At 63.2% G+C, this 24,152-nt stretch carries 17 protein-coding genes and 2 pseudogenes; 10 read left to right on the top strand and 9 right to left on the bottom strand.

Features of this window, described 5'->3' with window-relative positions; translation table 11 throughout:
• The 6 genes and pseudogenes from AC30NL_RS14065 to AC30NL_RS14090 all read left to right on the top strand — a co-directional run.
• Window positions 1-622: pseudogene (locus tag AC30NL_RS14065) on the top strand (hypothetical protein); the annotation flags it as partial.
• A 141-nt stretch (window positions 623-763) separates the two neighbouring features.
• A complete protein-coding gene (locus tag AC30NL_RS14070; RefSeq protein ID WP_489464622.1) occupies window positions 764-7,084 on the top strand; it encodes a response regulator in 6,321 nt (2,106 codons plus the stop codon).
• A gap of 149 nt (window positions 7,085-7,233) precedes the next feature.
• Window positions 7,234-8,334, top strand: coding sequence for an ABC transporter substrate-binding protein (locus AC30NL_RS14075; RefSeq protein WP_489464623.1), 1,101 nt, complete (start codon window positions 7,234-7,236; stop codon window positions 8,332-8,334).
• Between the two features lie 49 nt (window positions 8,335-8,383).
• Window positions 8,384-9,883, top strand: a complete 1,500-nt coding sequence (locus AC30NL_RS14080; RefSeq protein WP_489464624.1) for a sugar ABC transporter ATP-binding protein — start codon at window positions 8,384-8,386, stop codon at window positions 9,881-9,883.
• Window positions 9,884-10,137: 254 nt separating this feature from the next.
• A complete protein-coding gene (locus tag AC30NL_RS14085) occupies window positions 10,138-11,025 on the top strand; it encodes an ABC transporter permease (RefSeq protein ID WP_489464625.1) in 888 nt (295 codons plus the stop codon).
• A gap of 29 nt (window positions 11,026-11,054) precedes the next feature.
• Window positions 11,055-12,050, top strand: a complete 996-nt coding sequence (locus AC30NL_RS14090) for an ABC transporter permease (RefSeq protein WP_489464626.1) — start codon at window positions 11,055-11,057, stop codon at window positions 12,048-12,050.
• 191 nt (window positions 12,051-12,241) lie between these two features.
• On the opposite strand, the pseudogene AC30NL_RS14095 reads toward AC30NL_RS14090, so the two are convergent.
• The 5 genes and pseudogenes from AC30NL_RS14095 to AC30NL_RS14115 form a co-directional block, all read right to left on the bottom strand.
• Window positions 12,242-12,391: pseudogene (locus AC30NL_RS14095) on the bottom strand (transposase); the annotation flags it as partial.
• A gap of 78 nt (window positions 12,392-12,469) precedes the next feature.
• On the bottom strand, window positions 12,470-13,234 hold the full coding sequence (locus AC30NL_RS14100) for an ATP-binding cassette domain-containing protein (protein ID WP_489464627.1): 765 nt from the start codon (window positions 13,232-13,234) through the stop codon (window positions 12,470-12,472).
• Window positions 13,235-13,265: 31 nt separating this feature from the next.
• The gene (locus AC30NL_RS14105) at window positions 13,266-14,207 is read right to left on the bottom strand and encodes a sugar ABC transporter substrate-binding protein (protein ID WP_489464628.1); all 942 of its coding nucleotides are present in this window, start codon (window positions 14,205-14,207) and stop codon (window positions 13,266-13,268) included.
• Between the two features lie 34 nt (window positions 14,208-14,241).
• Window positions 14,242-15,183, bottom strand: a complete 942-nt coding sequence (locus AC30NL_RS14110; RefSeq protein ID WP_489464629.1) for an ABC transporter permease — start codon at window positions 15,181-15,183, stop codon at window positions 14,242-14,244.
• Between the two features lie 14 nt (window positions 15,184-15,197).
• Window positions 15,198-16,700: a xylulokinase gene (locus tag AC30NL_RS14115; protein WP_489464630.1), complete on the bottom strand. Its 1,503-nt coding sequence runs from the start codon at window positions 16,698-16,700 to the stop codon at window positions 15,198-15,200.
• A gap of 29 nt (window positions 16,701-16,729) precedes the next feature.
• Between AC30NL_RS14115 and AC30NL_RS14120 the strand changes: the two genes are divergently transcribed.
• Window positions 16,730-16,975 carry a hypothetical protein gene (locus AC30NL_RS14120; RefSeq protein WP_489464631.1) on the top strand — a complete coding sequence of 82 codons (246 nt, stop codon included), beginning with the start codon at window positions 16,730-16,732 and terminating at the stop codon, window positions 16,973-16,975.
• Window positions 16,976-17,189: 214 nt separating this feature from the next.
• Here the strand turns inward: AC30NL_RS14120 and budA are convergent, their stop codons facing one another.
• Entirely contained in the window at window positions 17,190-17,984 is a 795-nt protein-coding gene (gene budA / locus AC30NL_RS14125; RefSeq protein WP_489464632.1) for an acetolactate decarboxylase, read from the bottom strand.
• A 152-nt stretch (window positions 17,985-18,136) separates the two neighbouring features.
• Between budA and AC30NL_RS14130 the strand changes: the two genes are divergently transcribed.
• Window positions 18,137-18,454 carry a hypothetical protein gene (locus AC30NL_RS14130; protein WP_489464633.1) on the top strand — a complete coding sequence of 106 codons (318 nt, stop codon included), beginning with the start codon at window positions 18,137-18,139 and terminating at the stop codon, window positions 18,452-18,454.
• 150 nt (window positions 18,455-18,604) lie between these two features.
• On the opposite strand, the gene AC30NL_RS14135 is transcribed toward AC30NL_RS14130, so the two are convergent.
• Window positions 18,605-19,534: a LysR family transcriptional regulator gene (locus AC30NL_RS14135; RefSeq protein WP_489464634.1), complete on the bottom strand. Its 930-nt coding sequence runs from the start codon at window positions 19,532-19,534 to the stop codon at window positions 18,605-18,607.
• Window positions 19,535-19,625: 91 nt separating this feature from the next.
• Here AC30NL_RS14135 and AC30NL_RS14140 point away from each other — a divergent pair, with 91 nt between their 5' ends.
• Entirely contained in the window at window positions 19,626-20,033 is a 408-nt protein-coding gene (locus AC30NL_RS14140; protein WP_489464635.1) for a nuclear transport factor 2 family protein, read from the top strand.
• A gap of 67 nt (window positions 20,034-20,100) precedes the next feature.
• A complete protein-coding gene (locus AC30NL_RS14145) occupies window positions 20,101-20,652 on the top strand; it encodes an alpha/beta hydrolase family protein (protein WP_489464636.1) in 552 nt (183 codons plus the stop codon).
• Between the two features lie 372 nt (window positions 20,653-21,024).
• Here AC30NL_RS14145 and AC30NL_RS14150 read toward each other — a convergent pair whose 3' ends face one another.
• Window positions 21,025-21,510, bottom strand: a complete 486-nt coding sequence (locus tag AC30NL_RS14150; protein WP_489464637.1) for a hypothetical protein — start codon at window positions 21,508-21,510, stop codon at window positions 21,025-21,027.
• Window positions 21,511-21,995: 485 nt separating this feature from the next.
• Window positions 21,996-23,948 (bottom strand): sialate O-acetylesterase, encoded by a 1,953-nt coding sequence (locus tag AC30NL_RS14155; RefSeq protein ID WP_489464638.1) that lies wholly within the window; start codon window positions 23,946-23,948, stop codon window positions 21,996-21,998.
• Window positions 23,949-24,152 lie beyond the last annotated feature (204 nt).

Consider the following 24,152-nt stretch of genomic DNA (forward strand, 5'->3'; position numbering starts at 1 on the left):
ATTTCATTCGGACAACGGCTCGGAATACATCAACGGCCGAGTCGCCAAACTGCTGGAGAAACTGCGCATTGAGCAAACAAAATCGCGCTCGCGCCACAGCAGCGACAACGCGTTGGCCGAGAGCAAGAACGCCAGCGTCGTGCGCAAACACATGGGCTACAGCCACATCCCGAAAAAGTACGCAAAGCCGATCAACGAGTTTTACGAGAAGGTCTTCAACCCGTGGCTGAATCTGCACCGTCCGTGCCTGTTCGCCCGCGAAATCGTCAGTCCCAAAGGCAAGGTCGTCAAACGCTACGACCACAAGAGGCGGCTGCAGAAAGCAGGCCTTGGTAATTTTTTGGGCGAATGGCTGGTCCACCTCAACAACTGTCGTTCGCGGCTGGTAACCGACGGCCGAGCGACCAGCGCGGCGGAACGACGGCATCAGCACGCGGCGAACAGTCACTGCCGACCCGTTGCGGTCAACCACCCGCCAAAGGACCAGACGCTGACGGAACATGTGCTCGACTGCAACTCACCCGCGTCTAATACGTTCGACTCCCTCACGTTCCTCCAGCGGGGCAAGCAATTGACGCGCAGCAGCACCAGACGGAATTCTTGTTGCTCCTGTGCGATGTAAGCTATGCGTGCATAGCTGTGCCGCAGGGAAGTGATGGCCTCTAAGGCGTGCTAGCGCGAACGTGGAGAACGCGTTGGAACCGTTGATCATGGGTTTTCGAGCCAGGGCAGAGTCGAGATGAGCAAGCCCAGGGGTGCCCCGTTGGCAAACCTCAGGGAGGATGGGGAACTGACCCTCTACCGAAGATGCGACGATGACGGCGGCTCAATCCTGGTGCTGGGGCCGCCGCTGTCGGCGTGCCCCTCGCAGTCCATCCTCGATCGCATGGAGCACGAATATGAGCTGCGCTTGGAGCTCGACCCCGCCTGGGCCGTGCGGCCCCGCGCCCTGGTGCGTGAGGCGGGCGAACTCCGGTTGCTCCTCGACGACCCCGGCGGCGACCTGCTCGCGAGCCGGCTGGGCCAACCACTCGACCTCGACGCCGCCTTGCCGCTCGCCCTCGCCCTGTGCCGCGCCCTCGGCCAGGTCCATGCCCGCGGCCTCATCCACAAGGACGTCTGTCCCGCCCATATCCTTGTCACGGGCGAGGCCGTCCGCCTGACAGGGTTCGGCCTGGCTTCCCGGCTGCCCCAGGAGCACCCCGGCCCCGAACCGCCCGAAATCATCGCCGGCACCCTGGCCTACATGGCACCCGAGCGCACCGGACGGATGAACCGCTCGGTCGATGCGCGCAGCGACCTCTATGCTCTGGGCGTCACTTTGTACGAGATGCTCACCGGCGTGCTGCCCTTCGCCGCGTCCGAGCCAATGGAGTGGGTGCATTGCCATATCTCCCGCCGGCCCGTGCCGCCGGCCGAGCTTCGTCCCGCCATACCGGCGGCGCTGTCGGCCATCATCATGAAGTGCTTGGCCAAGACCGCCGAGGACCGCTACCAGACCGCTGCCGGACTCGCGGCCGACCTGAAGCATTGCCTGTCCGAATGGCAGGCGACCGGAAAGATCGCGCCCTTCGAGCCGGCACGTCACGACATCCCCGACGTCCTGCGTGTGCCCGAGAAGCTTTACGGCCGTGAGCGCGAGGTCGGCACGCTGCTGACCGCCTTCGAGCGGGTGGTGGCATCCGGCCAGCCGGAATTGGTCCTGGTCTCCGGGTATTCGGGCATCGGCAAATCCTCGGTGGTGAACGAACTGCATAAGGCCATCGTGTCGCCGCGCGGCCTGTTCGCCGCCGGCAAGTTCGACCAGTACAAGCGTGGCGTCCCGTACGCCACCCTTGCGCAAGCTCTTGGGAGCCTTGTCCGCCCGCTCCTCGGACAGAGCGAGGCGGCGCTAGGCCAATGGCGAGACCACTTTCAGGAGGCTTTGGGCCCGAACGGCGCGCTTATCGTCAATCTCGTCCCGGAGCTCGAGTTCGTCATAGGAAGGCAACCGCCGGTTTCAGATCTCTCTCCGGACGAAATGCGGGCGCGCTTCCAGACGGTATTCCGGCGCTTCCTTGGCGTTTTCGCAAGGCCGGAGCACCCGCTTGCGCTGTTTCTCGATGATTTGCAATGGGTCGACAGGGCGACTCTCGACCTCCTCCAGCATCTGGCCACGCATCCCGACGTTCGGCATCTCTTGCTTGTCGGTGCTTACCGAGACAATGAGGTCAGTCCGATCCATCCGCTCATGCGGATGCGAGAGGGGATCGTCAAAGCCGGACGGTCAATCCATGACATCGTCCTGACGCCGCTGGTCGCGGACGACGTCAGCCGGCTTGTCTCCGACACGATGCGTTGCGACCCTGCAAGCGCCCAGCCCTTGACCGCGCTGGTGCAGGAGAAGACCAGCGGCAATCCGTTCTTTGCCATTCAGTTCATTTCCGCCCTGGCCGAAGAGGGCCTCGTTGCATTCGACCCCGAGGCGGGGGCCTGGAACTGGGACCTCGCTCGCATTCGGGCCAAAGCCTATACCGATAACGTGGTGGACTTCATGGTTGGCAAGCTTAGCCGCTTGCCCGTCGAGACTCAGGAAGCCCTGAAGCAACTCGCCTGCCTTGGCAACAGTGCGAATCTTGCCTCCCTCAGAATGGTTCAGGGGACATCGGGAGAAAAGATTGATGCGGCCCTCTGGGAGGCCATTCGCGGGGGGCTCGTCTTCCGCATGGAAGACTCCTACAAGTTCCTCCACGACCGTGTTCAGGAAGCCGCGTACGCGCTTATCCCACCGTCATTGCGCCCCGAGCTTCACCTGCGGATCGGCCGTCTGCTGATCGCGGGCATGCATGAAGAGGAGATCGGCGAAAAGGTGTTTGATCTCGTCAACCAGTTCAACCTGGGACTGCCGCTCATTTCCGTTTGGAAGGAAAAGCAGCGTGTGGCCGAGTTCAATCTCATTGCCGGGAGAAAAGCCAAGGCGTCGACGGCCTACAGCGCCGCCGTCAGCTATCTCTCCGCTGGCATCACGTTGCTGGCCGAGGAGGGGTGGCAGAGTTGCTACGCTTTGGCATTCGACCTCTCGTTCGAGCGGGCCGAGTGTGAACTGCTGCGCTCAAATTTCGACGTGGCCTCGCAATTCATCGAGGAGTTGCTGCTGAGAGGGCAGTCGAATATCGACCGGGGCGAAGGCTATCGGTTGCGAATGGTTCTCCAGCTTATGCAGGGCGAAAATCCGTCGGCCGTTCGAACTGCGCTCGAATGTTTGCAAATGTTCGGCATGGCCTTGCCCGAGCACCCGACGCAAAGCCAAGTCCGCGCGGAGTACGACACCGTGTTGAGCACCCTGGGCGAACGATCCATCGTCACTCTCATCGATCTGCCTTTGATGGATTACCCGGAGATGCGGGCAATCATGAACATTCTGTCCGCACTTTGTCGTTCGGCCTATTTCACCCACAGCGATCTCTGCCGCATGACTGCCTGCAGGATGGTGAACCTGTCGCTGCAACACGGCTCAAGCGAGTTCTCCGTCATTGGCTACGCTTGGATGGCCATTCAAATCGGCCCCGTCTTCCATCATTACAAAGTGGGGGAACAGTTCGGCCAATTGGCCATCGACGTCGCCGAAAGACATGGGTTCGCCGCTCAAAAGGTGGGGGCGCAGTTTTCGACACAGATGGCGGTCCTGTGGACGCAGCCGATCGAAACCGCCATGGCCTGCCTCGATGCGGCCATACGGGCGGCGGAGGAAACAGGGGAAAACATTTATGTCTGTTACAGCCTCGAACATCGCCTGACGGATCAGATCGCCCGGGGCGATTCTCTTGATCAGGTCTGGTCCGAGTCGGTGAAATCTCTGGATTTCGTTCGCCGAGTCAAATTCGTCCATGTGATCAACATCATCTCAAGTATCCAGCCCTTCATTCAAAGCCTCCGTGGCCAAATACACGGCCATCCCGTCTTGGACGAAGCGGCGATCGAATGCAACGTGCAGGCGGGCGGAATCGCCGTCGTCATTTGCTATCACTGGATTCTCCAAGTGCAGCGGCACTTCCTTCTCGGGAGTGCGGAGGTGGCGCTTGAGTTTTCCGCGAAGGCTGAACCCCTTCTGTGGTCAGTCCGCTGCCACATCCAGTGGGCCAACTATTGCCTCTACCATTCGCTCGCTCTCGCCGAGGTTTTCCTAAAGAGCTCGCAGGAAAGACAAGCGGGTATGCGCGCGGTACTGACCACGCACCTCGACGCGCTTCGGCAATGGTCGGAAAGCTGTCCAGCGACCTTCCTGAACCAGTATCTGATGGTGGCTGCCGAGATGGCTCGCCTCGATGGACGAGGGATGGAAGCCATGCGGCTCTACGAACAGGCCATCCGTTCGGCGCGAGATAACGGCTTCACACAGAACGAGGCACTGGCCAACGAGCTGACGGGCCGCTTTTATCTCGACCTTGGGATCGAGACGACCGGCTTTGCGCATCTCAGGAACGCGCGCGCCTGTTATGCCCGCTGGGGCGCCGGTGGCAAGGTGAGCCAACTCGACCGGCGCTATCCACAGCTGGCCGCACGCGAGCACTCCCTTGCTCAAGAGACCATCGGCTCGACCATCGGTCAGCTTGATGTGGCGGCGGTGATCAAGGCGTCGCAGGCAATCGCCGCCGAGATCGAACTGCCCCGGTTGATCGAGGCGCTGATGACGATCATCCTGCAGAACGCCGGGGCCGATCGCGGGCTGCTGTTTCTCCCTAAAGGAAAAACCTTCGAGATCCAGGCAGAAGCCGGCGCCAAGGACGGCACCATCGAACTCAAGCTGCGCCATGGTCCTCTGGCCGAGACGGAATGCCCCGAGGCCCTTGTGAACTACGTCATCCATACGCGGAAGAACGTCATCATCGACGACGGGTCGCGACCTGGTCCGGCATGGGAAGGGTCCACCTATCTGCGCCTGAGGTCGCCACGTTCGGTGATGTGCATTCCCCTGCTCAGGCAGGGCCTCGTGGGCGGCGTGCTCTATCTCGAGAACAGCCAGGCCGCGTACGCCTTCCCCTCGGACCGGGTGGCGCTGCTGGAAGCGCTGGCGGCGCGAGCGGCGATCGCACTGGAGAATGCCCGTCTCTACGCCGATCTGCAGGCTCGCGAGGCCAGAATCCGCCAGCTGGTCGACTCCAGCATCATCGGCGTCTACTTCTGGACGCCCGAGGAGATCACCGATGCCAACGACGCTTTCCTCGCGATCATCGGCTATTCACGCGAGGACCTGGTCGCGGGACGAGTGCAGTGGTCGCGCATCTCGCCTGCGGAATACCAAGCGACGGAGGCGGAACATCTCGAAACGCTTCAGACGGGCGGACAGTCACCGACGTATGAGCATGATTTCATTCGCAAGGACGGCACCCGGGTCCCGACCCTGGTCGGTGGCGTCTTGCTGGAAGGCTCGCGGGAGCAAGGCGTGTCGTTCGTGCTCGACCTGAGCGAACGCAAGCAGGCCGAAGCGGAGCGCGCCGCGCGGCAAGTCGCCGATGCGGCGAACCAGGCCAAGAGCGAATTCCTCGCCAACATGAGCCACGAGATCCGCACGCCGATGAACGCGATCCTCGGCATGTCGCACCTGGCGCTGCAAAGCGACCTCGATGACCGCCAGCGCAACTACGTGCAGAAGGTGCACCAGTCAGCCGAGTCGCTTCTGGGCATCATCAACGACATCCTCGACTTCTCCAAGATCGAGGCCGGCCAACTGGACATCGAGCGGATTCCGTTCGAGCTCGATGACGTGTTGGAACAGCTCGCCGACGTGCTGGGGCAGAAGACCGAGGAGAAGGGCCTCGAACTGGTTTTTGCGCTGTCGCCGAATCTGCCCTCGCATGTGGTCGGCGACCCGTCCCGCCTGCGCCAGGTGCTGCTCAACCTGGGCAACAACGCGGCCAAGTTCACCGAGCGCGGCGAGGTCGTCGTCGCCGTCGAGGTGCTCGAGTGCGATGCGGCTTTGGTGCACCTCGGATTCGAGGTTCGCGACACCGGCCTCGGCATCACGGCTGAACAGCAGGAAAGGCTCTTCAAGCCGTTCTCGCAGGTCGATTCGTCCATCAGCCGGCGCTTCGGCGGCACCGGCCTGGGGCTGGCCATCAGCCACCACCTGGTGCGCATGATGGGCGGCACGCTGGGCGTGCGCAGCGCGCCGGGCGAGGGCAGCTGCTTTCACTTCAGCCTGCGCCTGGGCGTTCGGCACGAACCGGTGAAGAAGGCGGCACCGGGTGCAGTGTTGAACGGCACCCGCGTGTTGGTCGTGGACGACAACGACTGCGCGCGCAATGTGCTGCTGGAGATGGCCGGCAAGATGGGCCTGAGCGTCTCGGCCGCTGCCAACGGCGCTGCGGCCCTCGACGCCGTGATGCAGGCCGATGCGCGCCAGGAGCCCTTCGACATCGTGCTGCTCGACTGGAAGATGCCGGGCATCGACGGCGTGGAGTGCGCCAGGCGTCTGGCGCGCATGCCGTTGCTCCACCACTCGCCGACTGTGTTGATGCTCACCGCCTTCAGCCGCGACGAAGTGGCACGCCTGCTGGCGGCCGAAGGGCTCGTCGTCGCCGCGACCCTGTGCAAACCGGTGACGCCCTCGTGCCTTCTGGAGGCCTGCATGCTGGCGGGCGGCAACCCGCGCCGGATCGCCGATCACGGCAAGCGCCGCGCCGATGCGCCGCACCACGACAGCGCCAGCCTCGCCGGTGCGCGCATCCTGCTGGTTGAGGACAACCCGATCAACCAGGAGCTTGCGCGCGACCTGCTGGGCAGCGCAGGCATCGTCGTGACCGTGGCCAACAATGGCCGCGAGGCGCTGGACATGCTCGCGCGCGAGCGCTTCGACGCTGTCCTGATGGACTGCCAGATGCCGGTCATGGACGGCTATGCGGCGACGCGCGCATTGCGCGAACAGCCGCGGTGGCAAGGGCTTCCGGTCATCGCGATGACGGCCAACGCGATGGTCGGCGACCGCGAAAAGGCGCTGAAGGCCGGCATGGACGACCACATTGCCAAGCCGATCAAAGTGGACGAGATGTTCGCCACGCTGGCCCGCCACCTGCGGCCGCCCGCGGCGGCTGCAAGCGAATCGTGAGATTCGATGGACCACAGGCGACAAGCCGAACAGCTTGGCAATCAGGGCGCGCTGGGCGTAGTGTTCATGCCTTCACACGACCGTGAAGACGTGCAGTCGAGGTTGACACAGCGCACTTCAACAACCCTTATCCCAACCCCAAGGCCAGCATGAAGATCTCGAAATTGTTGACAAGAATCGCGCTGGGTTGCACCTGCGCTCTGGCGCTCTGCGCCTCGGCGACCGCGCAGGAAGTGAAGCTGATGGACGGCGTCACGCCCCGCCCCGGCGATACCCGCAAGACGGCGCCCAATGCGTTCAAGAAGAACGCGCCCTGGAAAATCGGCATGAGCCACTTCGGCGTGAACGCCAATACGTGGACCGTGCAGATGGCCCACGAGGCCGAAAGTGCGGCGGCGAAGGACAGCCGCGTCACCAAATTCATCCTGCTGGATGCGAACATCAACCAGGCCAAGCAGGTCGCCGACATCGAGGACCTGATCGCCCAGAAGGTCGATGCCATCATCGTCACGCCGCTGACGACGACCTCTGCCGACGCGGGAATCAAGAAGGCCGTGGCGGCGGGCATCCCGGTGATCGTTCACACCGGGCTGACCGAGACCGACGCCTACACCGTCGACATCCAGGGCGGCGGCGTCCACTTCGGCAAGGTGATGGGCGACTTCCTGGTGAAGAAGCTCGGCGGCAAGGGCAATATCTGGGTGCTGCGCGGCCTGCCTGCTCACCCGGAAGACATCAACCGCTACAAGGGTCTCCAGGAAGCGCTCAAGGGCACGCAGATCAAGATCACTGCCGAAGATCACGGCATGTGGCAATACGACAATGGCAAGAAAGTCTGCGAGACGTTCTATCTCAGCAACCCGAAGGTCGACGGCATCTGGTCGTCCGGTGCCGACATGACCCGCGCGTGCATCGACGTCTTCAAGCAGTTCGGTGCCAAGGTCCCGCTGATCACCGGCGAGGGCAACAACGGCTTCTTCGGCCAATGGATCAGCACCCCAGGCCTCGAGTCCGTTTCCGCCGAGTACAGCCCTGCGCAAGGCGCAGCCGGAGTTCGAGCTGCCATTGCGCTGCTCGACGGCAAGTCACTGAACAGGCGCTACACGTACGACCCCGAGGGCTGGGACCTGAACAAGGTCAAGAAGTACTACCGCGCGGACCTGTCCGCCAATGTGTGGTGGCCGACCGAGTTGAGTGAGCAGGACCTGCAGAAATACTATGGCAAGAAGAAGGCCCCCGGATCGAAGTGATGTACCGCGGGCGCACGGCAACGCGCGCCCGCTGTTGAGCGAGACAGGCATGACCCCCCTCATCTCGATGCGCAACGTGTCCAAGGCGTACGGCAGCACCGTCGCACTGGACAAGGTTTCGCTGGAGCTCCTGCCCGGCGAGGTTCATGGCCTCATGGGCGAAAACGGCGCCGGCAAGTCGACACTGATGAAGATTCTGGCCGGTGTGGTTCAGCCGGATGTAGGAAGCATCCTCAAGCGCGGGGAGCCGCTCCGACTGGGAAATCCGAAGGAGGCGCTCGAGCAGGGCATTTCCACGGTTTTCCAGGAATTGTCCTTGCTGCCCAATCTGTCGATCGCGGAGAACATGTTCCTGGGCAAGGAGCCCACCTCGCCATGGTGGGGCGTGGACCACCAGCGCATGAACCACGCGACGGCCGCCGCGTTGGGCGAGCTCGGTCTCAAGCTGGATCCTGCGACGCTGGTTTCGCAATTGTCCGTGGCAGAAAAGCAGTTCGTCGAGATCGCGCGCGGCATCTCGGCACAGGCAGATGTGGTCATCCTCGACGAGCCCACCGCAGCGCTGAACGCCGCCGATGTTGGCGTGCTCAAGCGACACATCCGGCGATTGAAGGCCGAAGGAAAGGCCATCGTCTACATCTCGCATCGGATGGGGGAAATCTTCGACGTCTGCGACCGCGTGACGGTGCTCAAGGACGGCCAATATGTCGGGTCCCGGCCGATTGGGGAGCTGACGCCGCAATCGCTCGTCGCCATGATGGTTGGCCGCGACCTGGGTGACCTCTTTCCACCGCGCGCCGGTAGTGACGCGGTGCGCAAGCCAGCGCTGCGCGTGCGGCAGCTTCAGCTTTCGAAAGACTCCGCGCCCATCGACTTGGTCGTGCACTGCGGAGAAATCGTTGGGCTGGCCGGCCTGGAAGGCCAAGGGCAGCGCGAGATCGTCCGGTCCATCGTCGGCTGTCACCATCCGCAGCGCGGTGAACTGACGGTGGGCGAGCAGCAGGTCACGCTGCCGGCTTCAGCGCAAGCTGGCGTGCGCCGGATGCAATCCTTGGGCGTCGGGTTCGTGCCTGAGGACCGGAAGGAGGAGGGACTGTTTCTCGGGCTGTCCGTCGAGCACAACCTTTCGATCGGCGCGCAATCGGCTCGGCCCGGCTTCTCGCCACTTGGCAATTTCTCTCGCGGTGTGGCCGACGTGATACGCCGCATGGCGATCAAGGCACCACATGACGGCGTGCCGGTCGGCTCTCTATCCGGTGGCAATCAACAGAAGGCACTGCTCGGCCGGTACCTGCTGCTGGGTGCCGGGGTCCTGTTGATCGAGGAACCGACCCGCGGCGTCGACGTCGGTGCCAAGGCGGAGATCTACCGACTGCTGCGCGAGTACGTGCAGAGCGGCGCAGCCGTGATCGTGCTTTCGCGTGAGACGGTGGAACTCATCGGCATGTGCGACCGCTTGTACGTCATCCACGGCAACCGGATCGTGAAGGAAATGGCCGCCGCTGATGCGACCGAGCACGACATCGTCGACGCAGCGATGACGGCCTGAGAGGCTGAGAGTATTTCGATCATGCCCGCTCATCACGCCAAAAGGCCCCTGCTCGTCGTTGCAAATGCTCGCCATAGCAGGAGCTATGGCTGCGCTTTGCGCCTAGATCAGGCGCCTTTTGACGTGCTGCTCGGGCACGCTCGAAAAACTCTCAGCCTCTGACGGCCGCGACGCCCCGACGGGAAAACACCATGCAAGCGCAAACTCTTCGAGCACTTGTCACCGGCCAGAACTCGCGCCAAGGCCTGTGGCTCTTGCCGCTGGCCATGAGCATCACTGCAGCAGTGCTGCTGGCCGTGCGCTCCGATGTATTCGCGGAAAGCCAGAACCTTGTCAACTTGGTCGCCCAGGCCACCCCCATGATCATCGCAAGCATCGGTCAGCTGATCGTCGTGCTGATCGGGGGGCTGGACCTTTCGGTAGGCTCGGTCATCAGCATGGCGACCGCGATCCTCGTGCTGGACGCGCCACTGTGGATCCTGCTGCTGAGCATCTTCGGCGGCGCCGTCCTGATCGGGCTCGCGAACGGGTTCATCATCGCGCGACTGAACGTGCACCCGATCATCGCCACGCTGTCGACGATGAGCATCGTCCAGGGAATCACGCTGGTCATCCGGCCGGTGGCCGGTGGTGAGACACCGGCGGCTGTTACGCAGCTCGTCGCGACAGGACCGTTTGGCATTCCGATGCCGCTCGTCTGGACCGGCGCGGCCATCCTCATTGGCTGGAAGCTGGTGCACGGGTCGCGTTTTGGCCTTCACCTGTTCGCGGTCGGGGGCGGCAAGGAGCATGCCGCGTCTTTCGGCATCAATACAACCCGGATCATCGTGACGGCCTACGTGCTGTCTGCCATGTTCGCGGCCGCCGCTGGCGTCTTCCTTGCTGGGCGCATCGCTTCCGGGGATCCCAAGATCGGCGCTCTGTTCGCGGTCGAGACCATCACCGCGGTCGCGCTGGGAGGGGTGCAACTCGCCGGTGGCATCGGCAGCGTCGGCGGGGCATTGATAGGCGCATCATTCCTCGCACTGCTGGCCAACGGCATCAATCTCGAGCACGTCTCGGCGTTCGTCCAGACCGTCGTCAAGGGGCTTATCCTGCTTGCGGTGATCGCGCTGCAGCCACGCAAGAACATCGGGCTGTGATCGAAATGACTGGCCAATCCACCGTCACCATGAGTGCAACTCCGTCTTCCACCCGCAAGGCGACCGGTGCAACCCCGCAGGCCCCGGCCGCATCCTGGGTGTCCCGTGTGTCCAAGTGGCCGCCGGCCTATCTCGTCTTCGCATTGCTTCTGGCCGCGCTGTGGATCACCCGACCGCAGCTCATGAACCTCAACGTCATGGGCACGTTCATCCGGCAGGTCGCACCACTCGGCCTCGTGGTGCTCGGCCAGCTGCTGGTGATGAACGCGCGCTCGATCGACCTCTCATGCGGTGGCGTGATTCTGATCGTCAACTACGCGCTGTCTTCCGCAATGATTCCTGATGACGCTCCCATCACCATGGTGACCGTCGCGCTCGGCATCGGGCTGGCGGTGGGGCTGTTCAACGGACTCATGATCGGCAAGCGGCGCGTTTCCGCCGTGATCGTCACACTGGCGGTCAGCATCGTCCTGGCCGGCGTCGTCGAGTACCTGGCAGACGGCAAGCCACCTGGCAACGTGCCACAAGTGCTGCGTGATGTCTACGAGTTGCGCCCGCTCGGCATTCCTTCGCCCATCGTCTTCTGGGCGGTGCTGTCTGTGGTCATCTCCATCGTGCTGTCGCGACTCGTGTTCGGCCGCTGGGTCTCGTCGATCGGCGAGAACCCGGTCGGGGCTCACTTCTCGGGCGTGCCCGTCCAGCGCTCGGTGGTCGTGGCCCACGTCCTGGCCGGGCTCATGGCTGCCGTCGGGGGACTGGTTCAGACCGCCTCGATTGCCGTCGGCAGCATCCGCTTCGGCCCCGAGCTCGTGCTGAACTCGGTGGCCGCCACCATCCTTGGCGGCGTGATCTTCGGCCGTGGCACTGGCGGCGTGCTTGGACCGTTCTTTGGTGTTCTTTGCTTCGCCTTGCTGTTCGTGCTCATGACGACACTCGGCGTGCGAGAGCCCGGGAAGCTGGTCGCGCAGGGTCTGATCATTTTGCTGGCCGCGATTGTTTACGGCGTGCGCTCGCGTGAAGTGTAGTAACGATGCTCCAAACAAGTGAGCCAGGAGTCCGTCGGACTTGAGCCCGATCGAAACCGATTGATATCGGTGCGCCGCGTTTTCTGAGACGGCGTCGCGCGGATCGAGTGTTCTCAACACTTAAAGCTGTGAGCGTGCATCGGGGCGCCTGAGGACTCGTTCTTGGCGTGATCGGGGCGCACTTTCCCCCTTCACGCAGCGCGCAGCACATGCATTCGCTTGATGTTCCAGGCCATGGTCACCAAACCCATTCGCCTTATTGCCTTGGCCAGCCCGCGCATGCTCATCTGGCGCCAGCCCATCACCCGCTTGATGATGCCGAACACCGGCTGCTTGCGAATCTGACCTTGGCAGCAGTTTCGTGCTGGCGCGTCATCCGGGCGACCTGCGCTGCGCAGGTGGGGCGTCCCGGCCATTCGTCATCGTGACGACTGGCGTGCGCTGCTGCTCATGATGAGTTGGGTCAGATTGTCGGCGTCAAGCCCATCGAGCGGCCGGTCCACATACTTTTGACCCGCTCTCATGATGACGACGCGGTCGGCCAGCGCAACCACATCACGCATGCTGTGGCTCACGAGCACGACAGTACGCCCGTCATGCTTGAGCTTGCGAATGAGTGCTAGGACCAGCGCCGTTTCCTTGACTCCCAGCGCTGCGGTAGGTTCGTCCATGATGATGATCTCGGCCTTCCAGCGCAGCGCTCGCGAGATGGCAACCGCCTGCCGCTGTCCGCCGGAAAGCCGATCGACCGGGCTCGTCATGTCCTCAATCGTCACCGAGAGCTGCGACAGATAACGTCTGGCCTCGGCAATCATGCGTTTCTTGTCGAGGATGCGCAGAAACGGCAGCACCAGCGGCCGCGTCAGTTCGGAGCCCATGAAGACGTTGGCAGCGATCGATAGGCGCGGAGCCAGCGCCAGATCCTGATAGATGGTCGCAATGCCTTGGTTCAATGCGTCGTGCGGCGAGGCAAAGCGCACCGGCGTACCGCGCAGGGACATGCTGCCCGCGGTCGCATCCTCGGCCCCGGACATGACTTTGATCAGGCTTGACTTGCCAGCGCCGTTGTCGCCGCAGATTGCCACCACCTCGCCGGGGTGAATGTCCAGATCGACTCCGCGCACGGCGACCAGCGCGCCGTAGCATTTGCCGATGCCACGCAGTGAAAGAATGGGCTCGCGCACCGCGTCGGCTTCAACCGTGATTTTCGGGGAACTATTTCAGAAACTGTTGCACGTTCGTTCTGTCGACGAGCACGGCGTCTTTGAAGAGGTAAGGGCCTTTGGTTATCGTCTCCTTCGGCTTCTTTTCGACCACGATGGTCTGGATCGAGTCGACTGCTTGCCTGCCCATCTCTTCGAAGGGGAGCGAGACCGTGGCGACGAGCGTCGATTCCGGGTCTGCGATCCGTGCGTAGGTCTCCTTGCCGCCGTCGACCGAGACCAACGGGACCTGGCCTTTCTTCACACCTTGCGCCTTTAGCAGGTCGTCGATGATGTAGGCCTGCCCGTCGAAGGAGGCCCAGATGCCGTTGATCCTGCCTTGGTTTTGCAGCAAGAGCGCCTGCATGCCGGCACGCACGTCGTCGCGCCAGCTCTGGGTGCGCGACATCGAAAATTTGCCGATTTCCTTGACCGCTTGGTTCTCCGACAGAACGTCGTCGAGAACCTTACCTCGGATGCGCGTGCCGACGTTCAGATCAAAGCGAGAGCTAACGATGTTGCCCTTGTAGCCGAGCTGGCCGAGTAAATAGAGCGCAGCCTCGGCCCCGACCTTGTATTCGTTGGTCTGGATGTCAAACAGCGTGTGGGGGCTCGATCCCGACATCACGGTGACGACTGGAATGCCTTTGTCCTTGGCCGCCTTGAACTGTGCATCGGCTTCCACCGGCTTGCCCATCACGATGATGATTGCATCAACCTTCTTGACGATCAGCGTGTCGAATTGCTCAGCGTGCTTTGGCAGCGTGCCCTCCGAGTTCAACAGCGTGACGCCCCAGCCCCTGGCCTTGGCTGCCGCCGCTGCCGCGTTGGCGACGCGCGCATGGGTTTCCGACGAAAACTGAAAGCCGATGATGCCGACCTCGAAAGCTTGAGTGGGTTGCCCGATCGCACAAAGCACTGCGCCAAAGGCCAGGATTCTCCCGAGTCCGAACATCCGTTATTCCTCTTGTTGATGGTGGTTTGGCGGGTCAGACCTTGAATGCGGCCTTCTTCATCGCGCTTGCCGAAAAGGCGACCGAGCCGATGATAATGGTGCCAAGAACGATGTCCTGGACATAGTAGGCCGCGCCCAGCAGTACCAGACCGTTGCCTAGCACTTTGAGCACCAGCGCTGCGAAGACCGTGCCGCCGACGTTGGGTTTTCCGGGTTTGAACATGGTCATGCCCAGCAGCATTGCGGCAATGCCGTACGACAAGTAGTCGCCGGCCATATGGGGAGCCGCCGAAGACAGGTTGGCGGCCAATAGCACGGCCATGATGCCAGCCAACGCGCCCGCCAGCAGCATGCCGAAGCGCTTCATTCGCGCGGTTGCGATGCCGGACAGTCGCGCCGCGTCCTCGGCCTCGCCGGTGGCCACCATGTGGGCGCCAGTGCGTGTCCACCTGACCAGGCCGTCGGCGAAGAGTGCCACCGCCACGAACCACAGCAGCAGGTTCGGCACACCAAGGGTGTTGCCTCGCGCGATCCCCGTAAAGCTCACTGGCCAGCTCCCCACGAAAGCCACGCCTTGCGTGATCATGAAAGCCAGGCCTTTGGCAATCGCGGCCGTACCGAGTGTCATGATGAGAGACGGAATGCGCAGAACGGTCACGCCGTAACCGTTGGCCGCGCCGAGCGCGATGCTGACACCCAGCGCCGCCGCGACGGCCACATAGGGCGGGTACTGAAGCTGCACCAGCCAGCCGCAGACCACAGCGGCCAAGCTTGCCATCTCTGCGATCGAAAGATCGAGTTCTGCCACGATGAAGGCGAGTGTGAAGCCGAGCGCCAGAATGGCAAGGAAGCTCGTGTCCTTCAGCACGTTCACGATGTTCGCCCCTGACGCGAAGTTGGGTGCGAAGAGTACGAAAAAGACGATGAGTGCGAGCCCGGCCATTGCCGTCCCGTAGTGTCCGATGAGTTTGCGCACGACCTTGTGGTCTCTTATGTGGGGGTTGGCAAGGAGAGACCAACCAAATCGCGCGAGATTGGCGCGAGGCTTTGTTCGCTGCGACGATAGAGATCGAACAGACGTTGGTAGGCAGTAGCACGCTCGGCGTTCGGCTCGTGCCGGGCAACGATTTTGACAAGTTGAGCCTGGGCTTGCGACAGTGAAGCAAAGTGACCCAGCCCCGTCCATGCGACGATCGCTGCGCCCAACGTGCCGGGCTGCGCGGACTCGCCAATGACAATCGGCCTCCCGCAGATGTCGGCCTTGATCTGTCGCCACACCGGGTTGAAGGCCCCGCCGCCGCCGAAGCGGATTTCCGTGACCGGTTGACCGATTGCGGCCTCGGCCCGTTCCAGTACCACGCGGTTCTGAAAGGCGACGCCCTCCAGCACGGCGAAGGCAAGATCGGTGGCACCGTGGTGACGACCGAGTCCGATGAAGGCACCGCGCAAGGACGGGTCCCAGTAGGGCACACGTTCGCCCTGCAGATAAGGCAGGAACAGCAAGGGCTGCGAATGTCGTCTACCGGCCAGCAACCCATTCAGCGCGTGCCCGACTGCGGCAGCAGGTTGGTGGTCGTCGTCGATCGAGCCGAGCAGGCGGCTCAGCCAGCGGGCGGTGTCGGCGCCGTTCTGGCTCGGGCCGCCGAGCATATACAAGCCTGACCAGTCGACCGTGAGCAGACCCTGTGCCGCGGCAGGACGCTCGCTCATCACGCCCAGCACCTCGGTGGTGCCCGAGATGTTGTAGGCGCGGCCCGCCTTCAACGCGCCAAGGCCCGCGGCTGCTGCCCAGGTGTCGTTGGAGCAGCAGAAAACCGGGACGCCGACGAGCCGGTCCAGGGGCGAGGGATGACCGGGCAAGATGTCGCCGACACGCCCACAAGGCTCCAGCACCAATGGCAGGAGCGTCGAGGACGCTCCGATCGCGTGCAGGAGGTCGATGCCATTGACCCGCTCCGTGCAGGCGAGCAAACGCGCCATTGAAATGGCATCGCCCGCCTGACGGCCCGTGAGCCGAAAGTTCAAGTAATCCTTCGGCTCCAATACGGTGGAAAGGTTCTTGAACGTCACCGCCTCTTCGTCTCGCAGCCAAGCCAGCCGTGCCAGTGGATGAAAGGCGTTGAGGTTGCCAAGTTCAGGATGTTCCGTGGGCAGATTCGCCGTGAGCCGCTTGGCGGCGTCTTCCGAGCGGGAGTCGTCCCATCTCATGGCATAGCGCAGCTGCTGCCCATCGCGACCGAGAAAAACCTGGGTGCGTGTCATGCCGCAAATCGCCACCGCCTGCACCGCGTCGAACAGCTGTGGCGCAGAGGCGGCCAGGCTTGCGCACAGCGCGATCAGGTCGCGCCAGCAGTCGGTTGCGTCGAACTCCGACCAGCCCATGGGGCCCACCGTAGTCGAGGTGGTGGGCACCATGCTTTGGGCTTGCATGATGCCCTGAGCGTCGACAAGCGCGGCTCTAAAGCTCGTGCCGCCGAGGTCGCAGGCCAGCACGACCTTCACTCTCTCTCCCCCGAGATCTGATGCATCGTGAACCGATGGGTGTCGCTCCGAATCAAATCCTCACTCAGCTCGATGACCTGACCGGCGCAATCGCGCACGATGCGATGCGACCGAAATACGGCGGTACCGGCGGCGATGCCGAGCTGTGCCTCCTCGCTCGTGCCGCTGCACGGCTTCAGCGCTTCCTCAATCGTGGTGACCCTGAGACCGCCGCCAGTCGCAGTTGCATGGCGCCTTGCTCGCCCCCCAGCGAGCCGCCTACGTAGATCGGCGCCAGCTCGAACTCGCGCTTCCATCACCTGGAAGATGTCAACGTCGCGCCTTGCCGCTTTCATCTGCTCTTGCATATCCGCGCTCCCTTTCCGTGGACTATTCGATTGCCTGAAGTAGCGCTTTGACCCGGTTGATCTCTTCAGCGATCGCTTCGTGTTGCACTTCAAGCGTGGCTATGAAGTCGATGCTTGATCTAACGTGGGGGAATCAGCGCCTACCGCTCTCCACTTGGTGGAGTTCTGCGGACCGGTCCTTGGTCTGATCGGCCTTTGCGAAGTCGTCGCTCGCCGGCAGCTGCACATCGAACTCGCGGACCGGCGCGACTTTCACGACCCCGCGGACGAGGCTTCCAGCCAGTACGTGGCCGCCATAGTCCTTGCCATCGGAGATGAAATGCCAGTGCCACCCAGGCACGGAGATCCCCTTGGAGAACGAGGGGCTGCGAAGGCCAACCAGCGAGCCGGCAACCTCGGTGCGCTTGAACACCACTTGTTCTTTCGAGACCTCGGCCAACGATCGGTACGGCCGCGCTTGTGGAGCGATCGCGCGCGTCGAGACATTCACGAACGCACCCGAGACCTTGACGGCATAGAACAGGTTCTTGTTGGCCAGCCGTGCGTCGATGGCGGTCTCCAGTTCGGTCAGCGGTTTGGCCGCCGCGGACGCCTCGACCACAAACGTGTCGGATGGCTGGAAGGGCACCACATAGGCCAACGGCACGTGTTCGTCCGGGTCAGCGATCGCCACAGTGCCATCGGCTTTCACGTGATACATCGTGCCGCCCAACAGCACCATTTCGCCATTCAGATGGTTGTAGGTCCCCAGCCCGAAATCCCCTTTCGTGGCCAGTTGGCGGACGGTCAGGTCACCTTCGTATGCGCCGGCAAGTAGCGCGTCAATAGTCGAATAGACGTATAAGACGGGCTGCTCTGCGCGGGCGCCCATGGCCAGTGCTCCCAGCAAGAGGGTTGCGCAGACGGGGAGATTGAATCTTCGCTTCATGGTTTGTGTTTGTGCGAGTTAATAGATGAATTGCTCACCGCCGCTGCCGATGATGGTTATCGATGGCGCGGCTTCCGCCGGTTGTATTGGAGAACCGGATCTTGTAGCCGCCCGTATCGTAGCTACTCCTCGAGTCGGGCGTCTGGAACAGCGTGCAGCTGGCCGAGCAGGTCGCGCGCCGCGACATTACGCCCGGCTTCATCGTCGCCGAGATCATCGCCTACCTGCGTCAGTACAGGGTCGAGTGCCCGGACTACATGAGACTTCAGCGGGTCGTCAGCCAAGCGCTGACGGCCGAGCGCGAACGCCTGGCCGCGCTGCTGTTCACCCCCCTGGACGATCCCACGAAGGCGGCGCTGGTTGCATTGCTCGTGAAGGACGGCACCCTGTTGAACTGGCTGCGCTCAAAGCTTTGCATAGCGACCCATTGCAGAGCTTCGTTGGCCCTGCTGGATCGGCTGAGAGGCTGAGAGTATTTCGATCATGCCCGCTCATCACGCCAAAAGCCCCCTGCTCGTCGTTGCAAATGCTCGCCATGGCCAGGCCATGGCGAGCATTTGCGCCTAGATCAGGCGCCATTTGACGTGCTGCTCGGACACGTCCGAAATACTCTCAGCCTCTCAGACCGGTCGCTCGGCAGAAGCCTGTGCATGCCCCGGCGCCTCTGAGGTCAAAGCGGCCTGTTGCTTCAACATGGCGACGGCAGGCCGCAGGGCACGGCGCTGCCGTATCGGCGTGAACAGATGCATCTCGTAGCGCGGAAGGGCCTCGCGCAGATACAGGGGCACGACCTGTCCCTTCGGCGCTCCATCCAGCAAGACCGGGTGAGGGAGAACACAAAGCAAATCGCTGTGGACCATCAGATGGAGAAGGCTGGCGTAGTCGGGACACGATGCGGCTACGCGTGGCGGTCTCATCCGTCGGACAGCAAAGGCTTCGTGCAGCACGTCCACGGGCCCGCTCACGCTGGGCCCGACGATGGCCCAAGAGGCTGCTTGCAGTTCCATCAGTGATTGCGCCTTGACCAAGGGGTGAGCGCGGCGGGCGTAAGCGAGCGGCGTGAGTTGGTACAGCGGTTCGCAGCCCAAGCCGGTGGCACGGTAGCCACGTGGCCGCGGTGAAATCACCAGGTCGAGTTGGCCGCCTTGCAAGCTGGCAAGCATGCGCCCTTCGTCAGCGCTCGACATGTCGAGACGCCGGCGCGAGTGGCCTCGGCACCAAACAGCGTGCAAAGCCGGGCCGCAGACCAAGGCGGCGGACGGCGTCACCCCGACGCGCAGCGTGTCGCGATGGGCCGCGATGGCTCCCGTCGCGGCAAGTGCGTCCATCCGCTCGGCAAGATCCTTGCTATGGAGCGCCGCTTGCAGCGCGGCCTCGGTGGGTATCAGCTTGCGCCCCGACCGAACGAATAGCGGCGTGTTGAACTGTTGCTGGAGCTGCCTCATGCCGTGGCTGATGGCAGGCTGCGACACGCCGCCAGCAAGCGCCGCGGCAGCGAAGCTGCCGTGCTCGATGACCAGCCTGAGGTAGTTCAGGTAGCGCAGATTCATAAACAACTCTAATAGATTCCCAGATACCCCTTCTTGTCGACTGGCACGGCTTCTGGAACGATTCATCCTTGAACTGAAAAGGAACCCTGATATGAGTCAACTTCAATTGGATACGGTGCGCGCCTACTTGCGGCACCTGCACGCGAGCGACACGACGGGGCTTATTTCCACTTTTGAGGAGGACGGCGTTGTGCACTCCCCGTTTCTCGGCACGATGAAGGCGCGCGACTTCTTTCCCAAGCTCGCCCAGGCATCGAGCCAGAGCGTGATCACGCTGATTGACTTGTTCGCGTCCGTACAGCCATCGGACGACACCGTGCGCGTGGCAGCCTATTTCCGCTATGACTGGACGCTGAGCGATGGGAGGCTGGTCGACTTCACGTGCGTGGACGTGTTCGGTTTTCGGCCGGGCAACGACCGCATCGACAGCATGCATATCGTTTACGACACGCATCCGCTGCGCGAGAGGGTGGGTGACCCGCTGCGCGAGGGTGGGTGACAAATACGCGCCAAACCCGGAGCTCTCTTCCGGGCGTCACTCAGAACGTCGCAAGCTTCGGGAGTATTTGAGTGTCAATGCCGCTGTCGATGCCATCAAGGCGCGGCTTGGTTTAGAACGTGTCCATTTGGGCGGCCAGTCGGGTGGGGCCGCCACCGTTGGCGCACTGCTCACTCTTGGCCGTGACGATGTTGTTTGTGCTGTGGCATCTTCAGGGCCCTTCGATGCCCTCGCTCGCGCACGGGACCAGTTGTCTCAATCGCGCCAGGGATGGAACGGGTGCGACACCACGGGCGTATGCGGCATCTACAACGTCACGGATCATGTCGACGGAGTCAAGCGCAGCGAGTCCCGTCGAATCTTCATAATTGGTGATCCGCAGGATTCCAACACTGCATTCAAGTACCAGGCGGCCTTCGCAGAAAAACTCAAGACCGCCGGTCACGATGTGACCTTGAGCGAAGGAAATGCACTGGGTGCAGCGCACCACAGCCTGACCCACATGTCGAATCGAACGCTTGGGTGGTGCAACGCAGGAATTGACTCTGCGCGCATTGTCGAGTTGATTCGCACTGATGCGCCCACACTTGGCAATGAGAAGCGGAGCTCCACGCCATGAGCGGGACGGCAATTGGTCTGCCAGCTTATCTTGGCACCAACCGTTGCCGGAGTTGGCGGCGATGTGTCGGTGGCCGCCCTACTTCAAGATCTATGACACGCCGCGGATCTGGCTCGGACCCGCGGGCACCGTCACGCCACTTCACTGCGATGCCCGTCACGTATCCGCGCGGTTGCACACCTGTACTGCGTTCAGGGCAAGGGCACGAGCATCCACATTGAGGGCTGGCTCGTTGGGCTGGCGGCCTTGAAGCTTGGGCCACCCTGCAGGAGCGCGACGTAACGTAGGGCGTCAAGACCGTCAGGGGCAGCCAATTCGCGCGAACGCTGATCGTGCCACGCAAACGGGCCGCCGTGACTCAAGGGAAGTGCCTCAGCTCGCCATGCCCAAGGCCATGCGCATGGCTTTTGCAGCCGAGTCGCCTTGGATCTCGCGCACCATGCCGATGAATCGAACCGCAAGCGCTCGAAGTTCTGCGTCGTTGGCGCACTTTTCGACATTGAGGATAAACATGAAGCCCTTGATGAGCCCCAGCCTGTCCTTGGCCTGGCTGGTCAGCAGGTTGTAGACCTGATCGTAGGTCAAGGTGGCGATGGCCGCTTCGATGGTCTTGAGCGGTGCGCGTTGGCGATTTTGCTCGATCATCTCGACATCGGCAGGCTCGATCAGCCCAGTGCTTTGCAGGCTGTTGATATCGGCTTCGGTGGCGCCTTGAATGAGCGTCGCCCACTGCCGGGCGGGCTTGGTGTTGTCGATGACCAGGAGCAGATTGCGCGCCGGTCGCGGCAATTTGACCGTGTGCTGGGTGATCGCCTCGCGGCCCTTGGGGGTTTTTTCAAAGCATATGGACATGGACATAAGGGGCTCCTTGCAAGAGACGGCATGACCGAGGGAGTTGGATGCACTTCACTCGATCAGCCAAGAACGCAGGGCGACGAGGCACCGGGTCTGTGACTCGTGGCCGCGTCTGATCATCCTCACCTGATTGCAAACTCATTGACGTTCAGTTCACGGGATATCGGTTGCGAGGGTGGGGCGATTTAGGCCCGCTCGCAAAGATTGACGACCTGACCCGGACTCTACTAGGTTCGCATCGCATCCGGGCAGCATGCGGAAGCATCGGAAGCAGGCCCAGGCCTGATGAGAATGCACGCCGGCCGGATCGCGCAACTTCTCGGGTTCGAGCAAATGTGTTGGACACGTAGACTTCCTTGTTCTGCCGTTCAGATGCCGCAATTTAGCGCTGGCATGCAGCGCAATCATGACCATTTCATGATGGCGAGTGAGAGCGTGCAGGATTGCACGTGACTTACGTCTTGTGATGGGACAGAAAGTCAAAAAACTCAGCGCCCGTAGCGTCGATCGGCCGTTTCCAGCGGCCAGTTATCGGTGCGCAGCGGCGGCAGGGGCAGGCCGGCGCCGCCGACGATGTTGGCCTCGCTCGGGTTGTTGACCCAGGCATAGCGCGCCGCCACCGGCGTCGGCACGGCGGGGGTGTGAATCACGATGCGATCGCCATCGAAGAAGGCTTGCGCCGGGACCCAACGGTGGTCGGGACCGGCCAGATAGAAGCCGCGCAGCGGCTCGCCGGCGCGGGCGGTCCGCAGGCCGCCGGCAGTGTCGCCAAAGCGCAAATGGAACTCGCCGCCACGGGCCTCGTGGCTCAGAAGGCGCGGGCCGCTTGCCGGCGCGGAGCGCAGGCCCAACTCTTTCAGGGCCAGCGCGGCCAGGCGGTGGCCCAGGGTGCGCTTGTCCCGCGGGTGGATGTCGACTTCGTCGCCGATGTCGATGGCGGTGGCCATGCCGGTGTGGGGCAGGGCCAGGGCCGCGGCCTGGCTTTCACGAAGTTCGGCCCAGTTGCCTCGGCCGGGCTGGTTGTCGGCCAGCGGCAACCAGGCGGCAAGCTGCACGAAGAAGAAGGGCAGGGTGGGGTCGTCGAACTGGCCACGCCAGTCCTGGATGAGGCGCTTGAACCCGTCGGCATAGGCGGCCGCGCGTTCGGAATTTTCCTCGCCCTGGTACCAGAGTACGCCGCGCAACGACAGGCCCTGCAGCGGTGCGATCAAGCCGTTGTGGGCCACGGCTGGTGCGTAGTTGGCGGCGGGTCTGGCCGCAGCCTGGATCTTCTCGACGCGCGCCTGCCAGGCGCCGGCCAGGGAGAGCACGCCGGCGGCGGTGTCCAGGCGCATCGCGGCGACCTCGCCGTGGAAGCCTCCGACACCCCCGGTGTCGGTCACCCGTACGGCGATCCAGTTGGCTCCTGCGCGCAGAACTCCGGCATGCAGGGCATAGCGGCGCGGCTGATCGTAGCCGCACTGGCCGCCGATGCGCTGGCCGTTGACCCAAGTCTCGTCGCAGTCGTCCACCTTGGCCAGGTGCAGTTCCGCTGCACCGGCTGCCTGGGAGGCGCTGAGGTCTACCCGCTTGCGCAGCCAGACGATGCCATCCAGGTCGGCCAGGCCCTGGCTTTCCCATTCGCCCGGTGCTTGCAGCGTGGGCCAGTTGCCGTCGATATCCTCGGCGGCAGACCAGCGGCTGGTGTCCAAGCCCTGCACCGGCAGTCCGCGCTGCCAGGCAGCCACACGGTCTTGCAGGTGCTTGCCCAGCGAGGCACTGAAGGCCGCATTGTCGGCCGGCAGCGCGCGCACGGCGGGCGTGAGGTCGGGGTCCTCGAGGGCGGCTTCGCGGCGGACCCATGTCTCCAGCATGGAGCCGCCCCAAGCGGTGTTGATGAGGCCGATGGGCACGCCCTGCACGGCGTCCATCTGGCGTGCGAAGTGATAACCGATGGCGCTGAATTTACCCACTCGGCCCGGCTCCGCCACGACCCAGGGTGCGGGTGCGATCTCGGCCTCAGGCAGCACGCTGGCGCGCAGTGGCACGCGCAACTGGCGCAGCTGCGGGTTCTGCGGCGACGCGACTTCCTGCACGCCGGTGTCGGTCGCTGCCAGCGGAAGCTCCATGTTGGACTGGCCGCCGAGCAGCCAGACGTCGCCGATCAGCACGTCACGCAGTTCCACGGCTTGGTCGCCCCGGACAAGCAGGCGGAACGGCCCGCCCGCCGGCAGCGGGGGCAACTCTGCGCGCCAGCGGCCATTGGCGCCGACGTGGGTGCTGGCCGTGCGGCCAGCAAGTTCCACGGTCAGCGTCTGGCCGGGCGTGGCCGTCCCCCACAGGCGCAGCGGGCGGTCGCGCTGCAGCACCATGTGCTCACCGAACACGTTGGACAGGCGCACTTCGGCCTGGGCGGTGGCGGCCAGCAGGGCCAGCCACAAGGGGACGAGCGTCTTCTTCATCGTGGGTTTGGATGGAATGAGCCGAAGTGCAGTATCGGCGCGCGGCCTTCGAATTGCACGGTCCTGGTCTGTTCGAAGTTCGGGATGGCAGCCTTCGACTGCACCCCGGATAGAACGGCAGGTTGACGTAGGTCCAGGGTGACACGCCTTGTCGTATCGTCAACTTTTCGGAATATTCGGCACGCTGCGGACGCCCGTTGTTTG

It is taken from the genome of Rhizobacter sp. (assembly GCA_021153565.1).
In the GTDB taxonomy this organism is placed as follows: Bacteria; Pseudomonadota; Gammaproteobacteria; order Burkholderiales; family Burkholderiaceae_C; genus Albitalea.